Here is a 14,716-nt window from a genome sequence, read left to right as displayed (position 1 = left end):
AATCCTCGCGTCAGTGCGCCACTGCGGCCGCGGCCGCTTCATCGATCAGCCGCCCGGTGCGAAAACGCTCCAGCGTCAGCCCGGCGTTGAACTTGTGCGGTTCGTCGCGGGCGATGAGATGGGCAAAGAGATGAGCCGAGCCTGGCGTCGCCTTGAAGCCCCCCGTTCCCCAGCCGCAATTGACGTAGAGCCCCGGCACCGGCGTCTTCGACTGGATCGCCGAACGATCAGGCGTGTTGTCGACGATGCCACCCCAGGAGCGCATCATCTTGACCCGGCGGAACATCGGGAAAAGCTCGCAGATGGCGTCGAGCGTGTGCGTGATGATCTGCAATCCGCCTGTCTGGCTGTAGGAATTGTACTGGTCCGTGCCGGCGCCGATGACGAGCTCGCCCTTGTCCGACTGCGAGATATAGGCGTGCACCGTGTTCGACATGACGACACACGGAAAGATCGGCTTCAGCGGCTCGGAAACCAGCGCCTGCAGCGGGCTCGATTGCAGCGGCACGCGAACGTCCGCCATCTTCATGACCGTCGTCGTATGACCGGCCGCCGAAACGCCGATCTTCTTCGCGCCGATGAAGCCACGCGAGGTTTCTACACCCGTTACCCGGCCATCAGGACCGCGGCGGATGCCGGTGACTTCGCAATTCTGGATGATGTGCACGCCGCGGTCGGAGGCTGCACGCGCATAGCCCCAGGCGACCGCGTCATGGCGGGCGGTGCCGCCGCGCCGCTGCAGAGCAGCACCATTGATCGGGTAGCGTGCCGTCGCGGAAATATCGAGCGGCGGACAATAAGCCTTCGCCTGTTCGGGCGTCAGCCACTCGTTGTCGATGCCGTAGAGCCGGTTGGCATGGATATGCCGCTTGAAGGACTGCTGGTCGTGGATGTTGTGGGAGAGCATCATCACGCCGCGCGGCGAATACATGACGTTGTAGTTCAGGTCCTGGCTCAGGCCCTCCCATAGCTTCATTGCATGCTCGTAGATGTGCATGCTCTCTTCGTAGAGGTAGTTCGAGCGGATGATTGTGGTGTTGCGGCCGGTGTTGCCGCCGCCGAGCCAGCCTTTTTCGATGACGGCGACATTGGTGATGCCGTGCTCCTTGGCAAGGTAGTATGCCGCCCCCAGGCCGTGCCCGCCGGCACCGACGATGATGACGTCATATTCCTTGCGCGGCTCGGGCGAGGTCCATTGCTGCTCCCAGCCCTTGTGGCCCCTGAGGGCCTCCCGTGCCACGGCAAAAACCGAGTATTTCCGCATTCGCCCTCAACTCCTTCAGGCAAGAGCCCTTTCGATTGGCCATACAAATCGCAAATCGAAAACCGACACAACGGTTCTTTTGCGACGCATTCAAGCCTGTCTTTCGACACGGCGGAAAGAATGGGCAAAACGGAGGTTTTCGCGGGCCGGGACGACCGCGCCGGTCGAGGAGAAGATGCAAACGGGCAAGCCGCGACCTGGGTCGCGGCTTGCGATGGCCTGGGATCATATCTGCGCCGTGCCGCCGTCGACGAAGAGTTCGACGCCGTTCACGAAGCTCGCATCCTCAGAGGCGAGGAAGACCGCCGCGCGGCCGATCTCGTTCGGATCGCCAAGCCGGCCGAGCGGTACCTGTGACGAGACATAGCCCTCGAACTGCGTCCATTCGGCCTCGTTCGAAGTAAGACCCTTGAGGCCGGGCGTGAGCGTCGGGCCGGGGCTGATGGCGTTGACGCGGATGCCACGATCCTTGAGGTCGAGAATCCAGTGGCGCGCGAAGTTGCGGATCGCCGCTTTGCTTGCCCCATAGACGCTGAAGGCGGGGATTGCGCGCGTCGTGGCGGTCGAGCTCGTCAGGATGATCGAGGCCCCGTCGCGCAGCAGCGGCAGCGCCTTCTGAACTGTAAAGAGCATACCCTTCACGTTGATCGCGAAGGTCTTGTCGAAGTCCTCTTCGGTGATCGAGCCGAGCGGCGCGAACGAGCCGCCGCCGGCATTGGCGGCGAGGATGTCGATATGCGATGCCCTCTGCTGCACCTCGTCATAGAGACGATCAAGATCGGCGAGGTTCGAGACGTCGCTCTGCACGCCGATGGCGTTCGAGCCGATCTCCTTCACGGCCGCTTCAAGCTCAGCGGCGCGCCGGCCCGTGATGAAAACCGTCGCGCCCTCCTTAGCGAATTGGCGGGCAATACCGAGGCCGATGCCGGTGGTACCGCCGGTTACGACAGCGACCTTGCCTTCGAGTTTCTTGCTCATTGTCTTGTCTCCGTTTGCTGCAGCGATCCATTTCGTTGCTGCAGTGGAGATAGAAACGGGACGATGGTGCATGTAGACGTCGAAAGTGATACCATGCGTTCTACTGATGCAACGACGGAGCTTGTCTTGCAGGACTTGAACGATCTTTTCTATTTCAGCGAGGTGGTTTCGCATGGCGGCTTCGCGGCCGCCGGCCGCGCGCTTCGCCTGCCGAAATCCAAACTCAGCCGGCGCGTCGCACAATTGGAGGGCCGCCTGGGCGTGCGCCTCATAGAGCGCTCATCCCGCAGCTTCCGCGTAACCGAAATCGGCCAGTCGTTTTTCGAACGCTGCCGCAGCGCGCTTGCGGAGGTGGAGCGCGCCGAAGCCCTGGTCGATGCCGCCCGCGCCGAGCCCCGCGGCACCGTTCGCTTCAGCTGTCCGACGGGCCTGATGGAGCTTGTGGCACAGGTAATGCCGGATTTCCTCGAGCGTCATCCGCTCGTCAATGTCCGGGTACTCGCCACAGATCGGCCCGTTGACCTTATCGCGGAGCACATCGATGTCGCACTTCGCGTGCGCGTCAGCCTCGATACCGATGCTGCGCTGACGATGCGCACGCTGGCACGCAGTCGCCGCATCCTGATCGCGAGCCCGAAGCTCGCAAACACGCTTGGCGATGCCGAGGACATAGCCGCGCTGGCTTCCCTGCCGACTGTAAGCTCCTCCGAGCAACCGGGCAGCGTGACATGGACGCTCGAGGGTCCGCGCGGCCTGACCCATTCCCTCACCCATGAACCGCGCATAGCCTGCGGCGATTTCATCGCGCTGCGCGAAGCGGCTCTTGCTGGCCTTGGCGTCGCGCTCCTGCCCGATCACGCCTGCACGGAAGCACTGCGCAGCGGCAGGCTCGTCCGCCTCTTCCCGCAATGGCACTCGCGGGAGGGCATCGTCCATCTCGTCTTCACGACCCGCACGGGGCTGCCGGCCCATGTCCGCGCCTGGATCGACCACCTCGCCGAACGGTTCCGCGACAAGCGCCTGTTTTCGGGAACGGCCGCCGAAGGCTGACGGCGATACTTGCCGGAAGGCGAGGACCTCTGCTGCTATTGTGTGGAGGCGTTACAGCGCTGCCGAGCGCGGTTCTTGTCGATTGCCTCGCTCCATTTTCACGGCTAACCTCTCCGGGCAAATTCGCACGGTACGCGCTGTTTTCGGGGGAAGACATGATTGGCGATGCGATACGACTTATTCTCACGAATATCCCGGTGATCCTCTTTGTAGTCGCGCTCGCGGTGCCGGCATTGCGGAAAAGTCGCCGCGCCGAGGACTACCTCGCCTGGCTGCTCCTGCTCTCGATCGGCGTGCAGTCGGTCTGGGCCGGCGTCTATCATGTGTTCTTCCCGCAAACGGCTGCCGAATTCATCGGCTGGCAGGTGAGCCCCTTCCAGTTCGAGATCGGCATCGCCGATATCGCGGTCGGCATCACCGCCATCATTTCCTTCTGGCGCCCGATCGAATTCAAGTCGGCGGTTGTCACTCTGGTGGCGATCTTCTTCGTGGGCCTTGTCTACGGACACATCCACCAGGTCATACTCACCGGCGACTATGCCGCCGGCAATGCGGGTGCACTGCTCGTTCTCACCATCGTCAACGCCGTGCTGCTCGTCTGGCTTCTCGCCATGGCGCGCCGCGCACCGGCGCAATCCGCGGTGCGAGCCGTGTGAGCTGGGCAGATTTTTGCCGAACTTCTAAGTCCCGGCTAGACTTCGCCCGACTGATCTGTTATCCCGCTCAACCAATCGCAAGGCTCCGGCTGCGCGAACGTTATTTTTTTGCCTCGGGCACCAAGCTGCCGATGGCTTAACCAGAACTAAAGGAACGGGATTAACGTGCAGGTACTTGTCCGCGATAACAATGTTGACCAGGCTCTCCGCGCTCTGAAGAAGAAAATGCAGCGCGAAGGCATTTTCCGCGAAATGAAGATGCGCGACTTCTACGAGAAGCCGTCGCAGAAGCGTGCTCGCGAAAAGGCCGAGGCTGTTCGCCGCGTTCGCAAGCTGGCACGCAAGCGGGCCCAGCGCGAAGGTCTTGTCGCGCGCTGATCGCGTTGACCGTCGTTTTTTCGACGTTTTCAAATGTATGTCTGGGCGGGGGCGAGTCGTTTCGCCACCGCCTTTTTTGATTTGTGGTTGGGGATGACATATCAGCCCGACTGATATGACGCATGGGGAGAAAGCCGGCGAATGGCTGTCACGACTAGAGCTTCACGTTCATCACACGCGCAGGCAACCGGCCGGGGCAACTACAATATATCCTTAGCAGCGCTTTCCCTGATGGCCGCGCTTGGTCTTGCAGGCTGCCAGACCAATACCACCGACGACGTGATCAAGATCGATCGCGCGCAGGGCTCCCAGGAAAACATTGCCTCGCTGACAGGCGTCATCAACGCCAATCCGCAGGATCCGGAAGGCTACAACGTCCGCGGCTCCGCCTATGGACGCGCCGGCGAGTTCAACCGCGCGCTGGCCGATTTCAATCAGGCGATCCAGCTCAACCCGCGATTCTACCAGGCCTATGCCAACCGCGCCCTCGTCTACCGCAATATGGGCAAGGCACAGGAGGCAGTCGCCGACTACAACGCCGCACTGCAGATCAATCCCAACTATGATGTCGCCTATATCGGCCGCGGCAACGTCTACCGGCAGGCGGGGCGCGACGGCGATGCCTTCAATGACTTCAGCAAGGCGATCCAGCTCGGCACGACGGACGGCCGCGCCTACCACAATCGCGGGCTGATCTACCAGAAGCGCAACCAGCAGGACAAGGCGATCGAAGATTTCAGCAAGGCGATCTCGCTGTCCCCGAACTCGCCCGAGCCCTATAACGGCCGCGGGATCTCCTACGTCGCGCTCAACGACGACGACAACGCCTTTGCCGACTTCAACCACGCGATCGAACTCAACGGCAACCTTGCCGAATCGTGGGCGAACCAGGCTCTCGTCTATGAGCGCCGTGGCGACAAGGCAAAGGCCGCCCGCTCCTATTCCCATGCCGTCGGCCTCGATCCGAAGTACCAGCCGGCGAAGGATGGCCTCGCCCGCACGCGCGGCACGACAAGCTGATATCACAAGACGCCTGCGGCGCCATCTGCGGCCACTGGCCCCGTATGCCCGCTGGCGCGTGCGGGGTGCAGCTATCTATTTGGTACAGGTCAATTTTCAGATGTTGCCACGTGGCGGGTCGGGCCCTAACATGAAGGGGCTTCGATAGCAGGCTATCCGGTAAAGCGTGGGGGCGCACAGACCATGACAAAGATTCGTGCATCTGCTTTCGCGACCAGACTTCACACAAAGGCGCACTTGAATAGCGGCTGGTCCCGACACTGAAGCCGCTCGTGAGACACCTGCCCCGTCTTTTTCCCAAGGCCTCCATTGGATCATATCTGATCGCAATGGCGCTTGCCGTGGCGCTGCCGATCCTTGCCTTCGTCGCCTTGCTCCTGATGCAGCTCGAGAACAACGAGCGCAACGCACTTAAATTCAGGACGATCCGTGATGCCCAGTCGTTGAGCAGGACGATCGACCGTCAGCTGCAGGACATGGCGACGACGCTGCGCCTCCTCTCCTTCGCACCCGAGCTGATCCGGGGCGATTTCGGCGCCTTCCACGACCGCACCGCGACGGCGCTGCGCACGGAATCGCTCTATGCGCTCGTGGTCGATACGGAGGGCAACCAGCTCTTGAATACCCGCAGGCCCTATGGCGATGCCCTCGGCAAGATGTCGAACCTGCCATCACTGCAGGCCGCCCTGACCTCGGGGCGCATCGAGGCCTCGGACGTGTTCATGGGCGCGACCAGTGGGCAGTGGGTCTATAACGTCACCTTCCCGCTTGATCAGCCCTCGAAAGCGGGAGCCCTGATCCTCACGCAGAACACCCGGGACCTTGCCAGGCTCATCGCCGTCGATGCATTGCCGCCCGGCTGGTCTGCCGCGGTGCTGGACAGTAGCGGCCATGTCGTTGCCGCGGCCGGTGCTGCCGGGCTTTCCGCAGGCGAAACCTTCGACCCGCGTATCGTCTCCCAGCTCATTGCTTCGCGCGGCGCCCTCGACCAGGAGGATCTGCTCCCGCGGCAAGTGCTCGGCTATGCGCAGTTGCCGGGCTGGTCGTGGAAAGCGATCATCTGGGGCCCGATAGCGTCGGCGCAGGAATCGCTCCTGACGACCTGGCGCCTGCTGATCATCGGCGGCCTTGTGCTGCTGGCGATCGCCATCCTTGCAGCCTATGCCGTGGCACGCCAGGTGCGCTCGACGATCCGCAGCATCGCCAACATGGCCAATAAGCTCGGCCAGGGCGAGATCGTTTCTCCGGTGGAAACAAGCGTCGTGGAGGCAAACCAGGTCGCCATCGCCCTCTCCAACGCCTCTTTCGACCGCAGCCAGACCGAGGACCGCCTGCATTTCCTCATGCACGAGCTTGTCCACCGTTCGAAGAACCTGCTGACGCTGGTCCAGGCGATTACCCGCCAGCTGGCACGGCAGAACGACACGGTCGACCAGCTCCAGGCCGCCATAGCCGACCGGCTTGAAGGACTGGCGCGCTCGATCGAAGTGCTGACGAGCGAGCAGTGGTCGGGCGTCTCCCTGCGCAAGGCCGTCGAATTCCACCTCGAACCCTTCGCGCAGTCGAAGGATCGCCTGGAGATCGTCGGCAAGGATTTCCTGGTGAAACCGGAGGCGGTCCAAAATCTCGGCCTTGCCCTGCACGAGCTCGCGACGAACTCGGTGAAGTACGGCGCGCTCTCCGTGCCCGAGGGACGGGTCCACATCGAATGGACCGATATCGAGGAGGAGGGCGAGCCGCCCCAGATCCGGCTTGTCTGGGAGGAATCGAACGGCCCGCCGGTCAACGCGCCGACCCATAGCGGCTTTGGCACGACCGTTATCAAGACCCATGCGGCCGCCGCCTTCAGCGGGACGGTGCAGGTCGATTTCCGCCGGGAGGGCCTGCTCTGGGTGTTGACCGCCTCGCGTGCCTCGCTCGTGAGGGACTGACGCCATTTTGGCCTGCCTGCCCCTCCTCGGCCAGTTCGGGCCGCCTCACCACAGGGAACCTTAGCATTCGACCCTCGTTATCCCGCGGTAATTCAAAGGAGAACGATCATGCTGAAACACGCCCTCATCGCCACCGCAGTCGTTGCGGGAGCCTGGGTCGCCCCGGCAAGCGCCGCGAACTACATCACCCTTGGCCGGCTCGTATGCGGGTCCGAAGGCGGCACCGGTTTCATCCTGGGGTCGGAAAAGAACCTGACCTGCACCTATACACCGGCTGATGGCGGTCCGGCCGCGGTCTACGCCGGCAAGATCGAGAAGTTCGGTATCGACATCGGCCAGACGGGCAAGAGCGTGATGGTCTGGAACGTGCTCGCGAGCACCGGCACCGCAATGACTGATTACGCCCTTGCCGGCGAATATTACGGGCTCGGCGCCGATGCAAGCTTCGCGGCCGGAGCTGGCGCCAAGGTCATCGGCGGTGGCACCAACAAGGCCTTCATGCTGCAGCCTATCAACGTCCAGGTCCAGGAAGGCATCAACGTCGCGGTCGGTGTCGACCGTATGACGCTGGCGCCTGCAGCAATCTGACGAGACGAAAGCAAGATGCCCGCCATTGGCGGGCATCTTCGATCCTGCGGGCGTACTGCTAGTGCGCCATTGCCTTGACAATATCCTCGGTCATCTTCTTGGCATCCCCGAGCAGCATCATGGTGCTGTCCTTGTAGAACAGCGTATTGTCGATGCCGGCATAGCCTGAGCCCAGCGAACGCTTGACGAAGAGGCAGGTCTTGGCCCTGTCCACGTCGAGGATGGGCATTCCATAGATCGGTGAGGTCTTGTCGTCGCGTGCCGCCGGGTTTGTCACGTCGTTGGCGCCGATCACATAGGCGACGTCCGCCTGGGCGAATTCGGAATTGATATCGTCCAGTTCGAAAACCTCGTCATAGGGTACGTTTGCTTCCGCAAGCAGCACGTTCATGTGCCCCGGCATGCGGCCGGCGACCGGGTGGATCGCGTATTTCACTTCGACGCCGTTTTTCTTCAGCGTGTCGGCAAGCTCGCGCAACGCGTGCTGCGCTTGCGCCACTGCCATGCCGTATCCCGGAACGATGATGACCTTGGAGGCATTAGCCATGAGATAGGCCGCGTCCTCGGCCGAGCCGAGCTTCACGGTCCGGTCGATGTCATCCGCACCCGTCGCCGCCGTCTCGCCGCCGAAGCCGCCGAGAATGACGGAGATGAACGAGCGGTTCATGCCCTTGCACATGATGTAGGAGAGGATCGCGCCCGAGGAGCCGACAAGTGCGCCGGTGATGATGAGCGCCAGGTTTCCGAGCGTGAAGCCGATGCCCGCCGCTGCCCATCCCGAATAGGAGTTCAGCATCGACACGACGACCGGCATGTCGGCGCCGCCGATCGGCACGATCAGCAACACGCCGAGCGCCAGCGAAAGTGCCACGACCGCCCAGAAGTCGAGGTGGCTCTCGGTCACCGCAAGCCCGACGATGAAAAGCACGATAAGCGCAAGGATCGCGGCGTTGATCACATGCCGGTAGGGCAGCATGATCGGCTTGCCCGACATGCGCCCGTCGAGCTTCAGGAAGGCGATGATCGACCCGGTGAAGGTGAGCGCGCCGATCGCCACGCCGAGCGCCATTTCGATGCGGGCCTCGGTGTGGATCGATCCGATCTCGCCGATGCCGAAGGAAGCGGGGGCATAAAGGGCAGCCGCGGCCACCAGCACGGCGGCGAGACCGACCAGCGAATGGAAGGCGGCGACGAGCTGCGGCATCGACGTCATGGGAATGACGCGGGCGATATAGGCACCCGCACCGCCCCCGATGGCGAGGCCCAGAACAATAAGGACGAGGCCACCAAAGGACGGCGTCGCCAGCACAAGCGTGGTCGCAATCGCAATCCCCATTCCGGTCATGCCGTAGAGATTGCCCCGGCGGCTGGATGCCGGATGCGAAAGGCCCCGTAGCGCCAGGATGAAGAGAACCCCGGAAACGAGGTAGAGGAAGGCTGCAATGCTCATCATGCCGGCGTCCTCACTTGTCCTTCTTCCTATACATCGCCAGCATGCGCTGCGTGACAAGGAAGCCGCCGAAGATGTTCACCGAGACGAGGACAAGGGCGACGAAGCCGAAGCCGGTCGCGATTCCGCTGCCGGAGATGCCGACCGCAAGCAAGGCGCCGACTACTATCACCGACGAGATGGCGTTGGTGACCGCCATCAGCGGCGTGTGCAGCGCCGGCGTCACCGACCAGACGACATAGTAGCCGACGAAGATCGAAAGGACGAAGATCGCAAACTGGAACACGAAGGGATCGATCGCGCCGGCCGTCATGCCGTGCACCGTTGCACCGGCCGCCTCCGGCGCCTGCGCGGCAGCGCTCATAACCGCGGTAACGGCCTGATCCAGTTGCTGCAGTGCCTTGTCCATGGCCTCACTCGCCATCAGCTTGCCCCCCCTTCTTCGCTCCGCCGAAATTCGGATGCACGACGGCACCTCCATGCGTCAGCATCGTTGCCTTGACGAGTTCATCCTCGAGATTGAGCGCGAGCGCCTTTGTTTCCTTGCTGACCATCGTTTCGAGGAACGTGACGAGGTTCTTCGCATAAAGAAGCGAGGCGCTGGCCGGAACACGACCCGGCATGTTGGAGAAGGCGATGACCTTGACGCCGTTGACCTCGGCGATCTCTCCAGCCCGCGAACCCTCGACATTGCCGCCGCGCTCGACTGCGAGGTCTACGGCGATCGAGCCCGGCCGCATCGACTTCAGCATCTCGCTGCTGACGAGCCGCGGCGCGGGACGGCCAGGGATCAGGGCAGTCGTGACGACTATATCCTGCTTGGAAATATGGTCGGCGACGAGCGCCGCCTGCTTGGCCTGGTATGCCTGCGACATCTCCTTGGCATAGCCGCCTGCCGTTTCCGCCGCCTTGAACTCCTCGTCCTCGACGGCGATGAACTTGGCGCCCAGCGAGGCAACCTGCTCCTTGGCGGCGGGGCGCACGTCGGTCGCGGAGACCGCTGCACCCAGACGCCGGGCCGTCGCGATCGCCTGCAGGCCGGCCACGCCCGCGCCCATGACAAAGACCTTTGCCGCAGGAACGGTGCCCGCAGCCGTCATCATCATCGGCATTGCGCGGTCGTAGGCAGCAGCGGCCTCCATCACGGCCTGGTAGCCGGCAAGGTTTGCCTGCGAGGAAAGGATGTCCATGGACTGGGCGCGCGTGATGCGCGGCATCAGCTCCATAGCGAAGGTCGAGAGCCCGGCCTTCGCCATCTCGGCGATGGCCTCTTCGTGGCCGTAAGGATCCATCGTCGCAATGACGATGGCGCCGCTCCTGTATGCCGCAATTTCCGCGCTTGTCGGACGCCGCACCTTCAGCACCACATCGGCGGATGCGCCATCGCTGGCAGCGCCGATGCGCGCGCCGGCCGCCTCGTAGTCAGCGTCAGGGATGCGCGACAGGATGCCTGCACCGGCCTCGACGACGACGTCTAGGCCCAGGCCCTTCATTTTCTTGACAGTTTCGGCGGACGCGGCAACGCGCGTCTCATCCGCTATTTCCTTCGCAATGAAAACGGTACTAGCCAACTGCCCCTCCTCCCGGGCGAGACAAAGCCGTTGCGGGTTTTTTCCCGCGCAGGCTACCATTCAAGGGATTGTCGCCTGCCTTGCCGGAGTGGGCTAGCGGAGCAGAAAGACGCCGATAATCGTCAGAAGAATGAAAACGAGGAGACCGCCGAGGAAACCGCCACCGCCGAAGAAGCCGGCAGTCATCGCAAGGAGCAACGTGGCCAGGATCATCGTTCCGTACTTGGCGCCGGTGATGAACAAGTTGTAGGTCTTCTCGTGTTCCTTGTAGTCCATCGGCGCGCCGGTCTCGACGGGTCCGGTAGGATGCTCGGCCATAAATCTTGTCTCCCTGAAACTGCATTGGACGCCAGCAAGTATCCGGCGGCCAGTCACCAAGTTCTCCTGGAAAACTCCCGGCGATCAGGGAGCATTTTCCACCCTGCCCGGCTTACACAAAGAGGGGCGAAAGCGCAATGCACGACAGTGCCGCAGACGATCGCATCATCGCGAAATCCGCACTTGTTTCAGCAGCTTCAGAGCGGCAGATCGACGCCGAGGCTGCCCTCCGGCACGAAACGCGCAGTCGGTATGATGGTAAGCGGCGGCAGCGTATCGGCGACCTTGCGGGAGAACATGAGGCGACGCTCGCTGGCGTTCGAAATGAAGAACGGGAAGCGGGTAAGCAGCTTTCGCCCGACTTCCTTGGTATTCGTCGCCATCAGCGTCAGTTCGATATTGTATTTGCCGCGGTTCTTCTGCGGCGGCACGATCGTCTCCGCATAGAACACGCGACGATAGAACGGCGCATGCTGCGGGCTGACGAGTTGCAGAACCCGATCCGAATCGAAATAGGCCGCCGCCATGATGGCGATACGCAAGGTAAGATAGGGGATGGCGGGCATGTCCTTCATAACCTGCGGATCCGCCGCGAAGCGCACAGGATCGATCAGCGACAGGCCGGCGTCGAGCAATGCGTCGATTTCCCGCGGATATATGGAACGAGTCGAACTCACCCGGTGATCGGGTGTTATGTTGTGAATTCTCACTGTGCTGATGAGACGCTCGTCATAATACACGCCGAAGACATAGGCGTGGTCATCGAAATCGATGTCGTCAATAAGCCTAGAACCCTGGAGAGGAAGAATATCGGCAAGCTTGTAAGCTTTGTAGCGAATGCGCGCCACTTCCTCCATGTCCTCACCACTTTCTATGCGTCGATATTCGACGTGGTTGAGTACATCCATGAGTTTATCGGAAAAGGTCCCCTGCAAATTCCCCGAAGAAGTCATATCCACTACCTATGGTTAATGGATCATTAATGCGAGAACTAGTTGAGGGGAGCAACATTCGTTTCAAACTTTACATAATATTTTCTCGTTATGGTTAACAATAAACATTGTACATTACTAAAGTTGCATATACGAACTCGCTAACTTTAAAGGTATACTTGGGAGATCGATCTGCCGATCAGGCGACCTTTTTGCGTCGACGCGAGGTTTGCCTCTTGCTCAGAGCGTCGACAAGGTCGAGCACGCCCTGCGAGGGAACGGGTCTTGAGAACACGTAGCCCTGAATGAAGTCGGCACAATCGTGCTTGTTGATGAGCGCCAGTTGATCCTGGGTCTCCACCCCTTCGATCACGATCTTCAACCCGAGCTCGCGCGAAAGGTTGACGGTCCCGCGCAGCAACTTGAAGCGGCGCGAATCCTCGGTGATATTGCGCACGAACGAGCGATCTATCTTCACGATATCGACCGGCAGGGAATCGAGATAGCTGAGGCTGGAGAAGCCTGTCCCGAAGTCGTCGATGGCAACTGTTATTCCGTGCGAACGCAGATCCGCGAGGATGGCGCGTACCGTAGCGAGTTCATCCACCAGGCAGCTCTCGGTCACCTCAAGATGGAGCCGCGACGGCTCGAGGCCGGAAGCCGCGAGCGCCTCCATCACGACTGCAACGATATCGGCGTTGCGAAGATCCTGGACCGAAAGATTAACGGAGACCGCTGTCGGATGCGGCCAAGACGCACAGTCGCGGCACGCTTGATTGATCATGAAGCGCGTTATGCCCGAGACGATACCCATCTCCTCGGCGATCTGGACGAACACGTTCGGAGGGATGGCTCCCTTTTCAGGATGGTTCCAGCGCGACAACGCCTCGCAGCAGTCGATCCGCGATCCATCCGGCTTGAACATCGGCTGGTAGACGGCATGCAGGCCGCCACTCTCCACCGCGTCCCGCAGGTCGTCTTTCAGCTTCTGGCGCTCGATGTAGCGCGCATCCATTTCCGTTTCGAACGCGGTGCAGCCGCCCTTCATGCGAGACTTCGTTTCGAAAAGCGCGAGGTCCGCCTTGATCTGCCATTCCTCCATGCGGAATTCGCCCACCTTGACGATCAGGTAGCCGGCACTGACGGAAATGCGGAATGTGTTGCCGTCGACTTCGTAGGTGCCCGACATCGTCGCATGCAGGGCTCGCATGCTTTCGTCGAGAAGGGCCTCGTCCTCGTTCGGAAAGAAAAGTACGAATTGGTCGCCCATGAGCCGCGCGACGACGGCACGGTTTTCGGTCTTTTCCGCCAGCTTTCTCGCAAACTTCACCAGCAGCCGGTCGCCCGCCACGTGCCCCTTCATGTCGTTCACATGTTTGAAGTCGTCGACGTCCAGAACCATGATCCCGACAGGCACGTCCCGCTGCCGGCCGGCGAGGTTTTCCTTAACGAGCTCGGTGAAGTATTCGCGGTTCGGCAATCCCGTCAGCGAATCGAACCGGACCATGTGCAGGATCTTGCGTTCTGCACGTATGCGATTGGTGACGTCCTCGAAAATCAGGATGACGACGCCGTCCGCGCGCCGGCTTGCTGAAAATTCGAGGAAGAGGTCTTCCCTGAATTGAATGAGCGTTCGTGAAAGTGATCCATCGAAAAGCTGCGCCAACTGACGATGGATGAGCGTCGGCAAAGAACCGTCTATGAAGGCGTGTCGAGCACCGTAACGCAACACTACATCCAGATCGCAGTCCTTCAGCTGATCCTGGTCGCTGAGCTGCAGCAGTTCGCAGGCCTTGCGATTGACGACGACGATACGATTGCTGCTGTCCAGCATGAAAAGGCCATGCGTCATGTTGTTGAGCGCCGTGTCGAACCGGTCGGCTATGACAGCAATCTCGCGCGAAGCAAGGACGTTCTTGTAGAGGAATTCGCGAACGCCGTTGGCCATCGAGCGGGTCGTCAGCACGAACGGCACGAGCAGGATCGACAGCAGTGCCATATAGAAATCGCCGAGAGCCGCACACCCGACGATTATCGGCAGGCTCGCCGATACCGTCTGTAGGTTAACGGCGACCGGCGAGCCGAAATTGCGTCCGACCACGGAAACCATGGAGGCCATCGTTACGGCAATACAGACGAGTTCTGCGAATGGATCCTGAAGGACGAGAATTGCGTAGCCGCTGCCGATACCCAGAATCGAAGTCGTCGCTACGCCGCCGTAAAGATAGCGCCGCTCCCAGCGGGCGATCTCCTCATGGTCCATGGCCTCCTTCGACGCAAGATCGAAGCGATGAAACCAATAAATGCGATAGAGGCAGATCGCTGCGAATACCGCGGTCAGATAGATGTAGAATTCCGAGCCGGACTTTGCGAACACCGCCACATAGGTAACGATGTGAACCATCATCCCGGTGAACAGCGTCTTCCGGTTCCCAAAAAGCGAGCTCACGAACGACAGGTAAACGTCTGTCGGAACCGTGTCCTGGCTTGGCGGCTTCATCCATCACTTCCCTTGTGCGGGAGGCACCGTAGTTGAAAGTCTTTAAAAATTGATTTCGCCAATTCCGTACATTTGGTCAA

General features: G+C 61.2%; 14 protein-coding genes. 6 read left to right on the top strand and 8 right to left on the bottom strand.

Annotated elements, in window-relative coordinates; translation table 11 throughout:
* Positions 1-10: 10 nt before the first annotated feature.
* Together EV286_RS21700 and EV286_RS21695 are read right to left on the bottom strand one after the other, a co-directional pair.
* On the bottom strand, positions 11-1,264 hold the full coding sequence (locus EV286_RS21700; protein ID WP_132959241.1) for a sarcosine oxidase subunit beta family protein: 1,254 nt from the start codon (positions 1,262-1,264) through the stop codon (positions 11-13).
* A 225-nt stretch (positions 1,265-1,489) separates the two neighbouring features.
* Positions 1,490-2,242, bottom strand: a complete 753-nt coding sequence (locus EV286_RS21695) for a glucose 1-dehydrogenase (protein WP_132959240.1) — start codon at positions 2,240-2,242, stop codon at positions 1,490-1,492.
* A gap of 93 nt (positions 2,243-2,335) precedes the next feature.
* On the opposite strand from EV286_RS21695, the gene EV286_RS21690 reads away from it, so the two are divergent.
* The 6 genes from EV286_RS21690 (at position 2,336) to EV286_RS21665 (ending at position 7,865) form a co-directional block, all read left to right on the top strand.
* Positions 2,336-3,292: a LysR family transcriptional regulator gene (locus tag EV286_RS21690; protein ID WP_165932907.1), complete on the top strand. Its 957-nt coding sequence runs from the start codon at positions 2,336-2,338 to the stop codon at positions 3,290-3,292.
* A 155-nt stretch (positions 3,293-3,447) separates the two neighbouring features.
* A complete protein-coding gene (locus EV286_RS21685; protein ID WP_132959239.1) occupies positions 3,448-3,948 on the top strand; it encodes a DUF6790 family protein in 501 nt (166 codons plus the stop codon).
* 165 nt (positions 3,949-4,113) lie between these two features.
* Positions 4,114-4,326 (top strand): 30S ribosomal protein S21, encoded by a 213-nt coding sequence (gene rpsU / locus EV286_RS21680; protein ID WP_025424858.1) that lies wholly within the window; start codon positions 4,114-4,116, stop codon positions 4,324-4,326.
* 141 nt (positions 4,327-4,467) lie between these two features.
* Entirely contained in the window at positions 4,468-5,346 is an 879-nt protein-coding gene (locus tag EV286_RS21675) for a tetratricopeptide repeat protein (protein WP_132959238.1), read from the top strand.
* A 329-nt stretch (positions 5,347-5,675) separates the two neighbouring features.
* Positions 5,676-7,277, top strand: a complete 1,602-nt coding sequence (locus EV286_RS21670) for a sensor histidine kinase (protein ID WP_132959471.1) — start codon at positions 5,676-5,678, stop codon at positions 7,275-7,277.
* A gap of 108 nt (positions 7,278-7,385) precedes the next feature.
* The gene (locus EV286_RS21665; RefSeq protein WP_132959237.1) at positions 7,386-7,865 is read left to right on the top strand and encodes a DUF992 domain-containing protein; all 480 of its coding nucleotides are present in this window, start codon (positions 7,386-7,388) and stop codon (positions 7,863-7,865) included.
* Between the two features lie 58 nt (positions 7,866-7,923).
* On the opposite strand, the gene EV286_RS21660 is transcribed toward EV286_RS21665, so the two are convergent.
* The 6 genes from EV286_RS21660 to EV286_RS21635 all read right to left on the bottom strand — a co-directional run bounded on the left by EV286_RS21660 (position 7,924) and on the right by EV286_RS21635 (position 14,636).
* The gene (locus tag EV286_RS21660; protein WP_132959236.1) at positions 7,924-9,318 is read right to left on the bottom strand and encodes an NAD(P)(+) transhydrogenase (Re/Si-specific) subunit beta; all 1,395 of its coding nucleotides are present in this window, start codon (positions 9,316-9,318) and stop codon (positions 7,924-7,926) included.
* Positions 9,319-9,328: 10 nt separating this feature from the next.
* Positions 9,329-9,739, bottom strand: coding sequence for a proton-translocating transhydrogenase family protein (locus EV286_RS21655; protein ID WP_132959235.1), 411 nt, complete (start codon positions 9,737-9,739; stop codon positions 9,329-9,331).
* The gene (locus tag EV286_RS21650; protein ID WP_132959234.1) at positions 9,729-10,886 is read right to left on the bottom strand and encodes a Re/Si-specific NAD(P)(+) transhydrogenase subunit alpha; all 1,158 of its coding nucleotides are present in this window, start codon (positions 10,884-10,886) and stop codon (positions 9,729-9,731) included. The genes EV286_RS21655 and EV286_RS21650 overlap by 11 nt, the downstream gene beginning before the upstream one ends.
* 93 nt (positions 10,887-10,979) lie before the next feature.
* A complete protein-coding gene (locus EV286_RS21645; RefSeq protein WP_132959233.1) occupies positions 10,980-11,204 on the bottom strand; it encodes an aa3-type cytochrome c oxidase subunit IV in 225 nt (74 codons plus the stop codon).
* Positions 11,205-11,401: 197 nt separating this feature from the next.
* Positions 11,402-12,157 carry a hypothetical protein gene (locus EV286_RS21640; protein ID WP_132959232.1) on the bottom strand — a complete coding sequence of 252 codons (756 nt, stop codon included), beginning with the start codon at positions 12,155-12,157 and terminating at the stop codon, positions 11,402-11,404.
* A gap of 178 nt (positions 12,158-12,335) precedes the next feature.
* The gene (locus tag EV286_RS21635) at positions 12,336-14,636 is read right to left on the bottom strand and encodes an EAL domain-containing protein (protein WP_132959231.1); all 2,301 of its coding nucleotides are present in this window, start codon (positions 14,634-14,636) and stop codon (positions 12,336-12,338) included.
* Positions 14,637-14,716: the final 80 nt, after the last annotated feature.

The organism is Rhizobium sp. BK251, assembly GCF_004345245.1.
Classification (GTDB): domain Bacteria; phylum Pseudomonadota; class Alphaproteobacteria; order Rhizobiales; family Rhizobiaceae; genus Rhizobium.
This window is presented reverse-complemented; position numbering and strand designations above follow the sequence as displayed.

Coding starts and splice junctions, on each gene's coding strand:
- EV286_RS21700 (WP_132959241.1), bottom strand. CDS start 1,264: ATGCGGAAATACTCGGTTTTTGCCGTGGCACGGGAGGCCCTCAGGGGC.
- EV286_RS21695 (WP_132959240.1), bottom strand. CDS start 2,242: ATGAGCAAGAAACTCGAAGGCAAGGTCGCTGTCGTAACCGGCGGTACC.
- EV286_RS21690 (WP_165932907.1), top strand. CDS start 2,336: ATGCGTTCTACTGATGCAACGACGGAGCTTGTCTTGCAGGACTTGAAC.
- EV286_RS21685 (WP_132959239.1), top strand. CDS start 3,448: ATGATTGGCGATGCGATACGACTTATTCTCACGAATATCCCGGTGATC.
- EV286_RS21675 (WP_132959238.1), top strand. CDS start 4,468: ATGGCTGTCACGACTAGAGCTTCACGTTCATCACACGCGCAGGCAACC.
- EV286_RS21670 (WP_132959471.1), top strand. CDS start 5,676: ATGGCGCTTGCCGTGGCGCTGCCGATCCTTGCCTTCGTCGCCTTGCTC.
- EV286_RS21665 (WP_132959237.1), top strand. CDS start 7,386: ATGCTGAAACACGCCCTCATCGCCACCGCAGTCGTTGCGGGAGCCTGG.
- EV286_RS21660 (WP_132959236.1), bottom strand. CDS start 9,318: ATGATGAGCATTGCAGCCTTCCTCTACCTCGTTTCCGGGGTTCTCTTC.
- EV286_RS21655 (WP_132959235.1), bottom strand. CDS start 9,739: ATGGCGAGTGAGGCCATGGACAAGGCACTGCAGCAACTGGATCAGGCC.
- EV286_RS21645 (WP_132959233.1), bottom strand. CDS start 11,204: ATGGCCGAGCATCCTACCGGACCCGTCGAGACCGGCGCGCCGATGGAC.
- EV286_RS21640 (WP_132959232.1), bottom strand. CDS start 12,157: ATGACTTCTTCGGGGAATTTGCAGGGGACCTTTTCCGATAAACTCATG.
- EV286_RS21635 (WP_132959231.1), bottom strand. CDS start 14,636: ATGAAGCCGCCAAGCCAGGACACGGTTCCGACAGACGTTTACCTGTCG.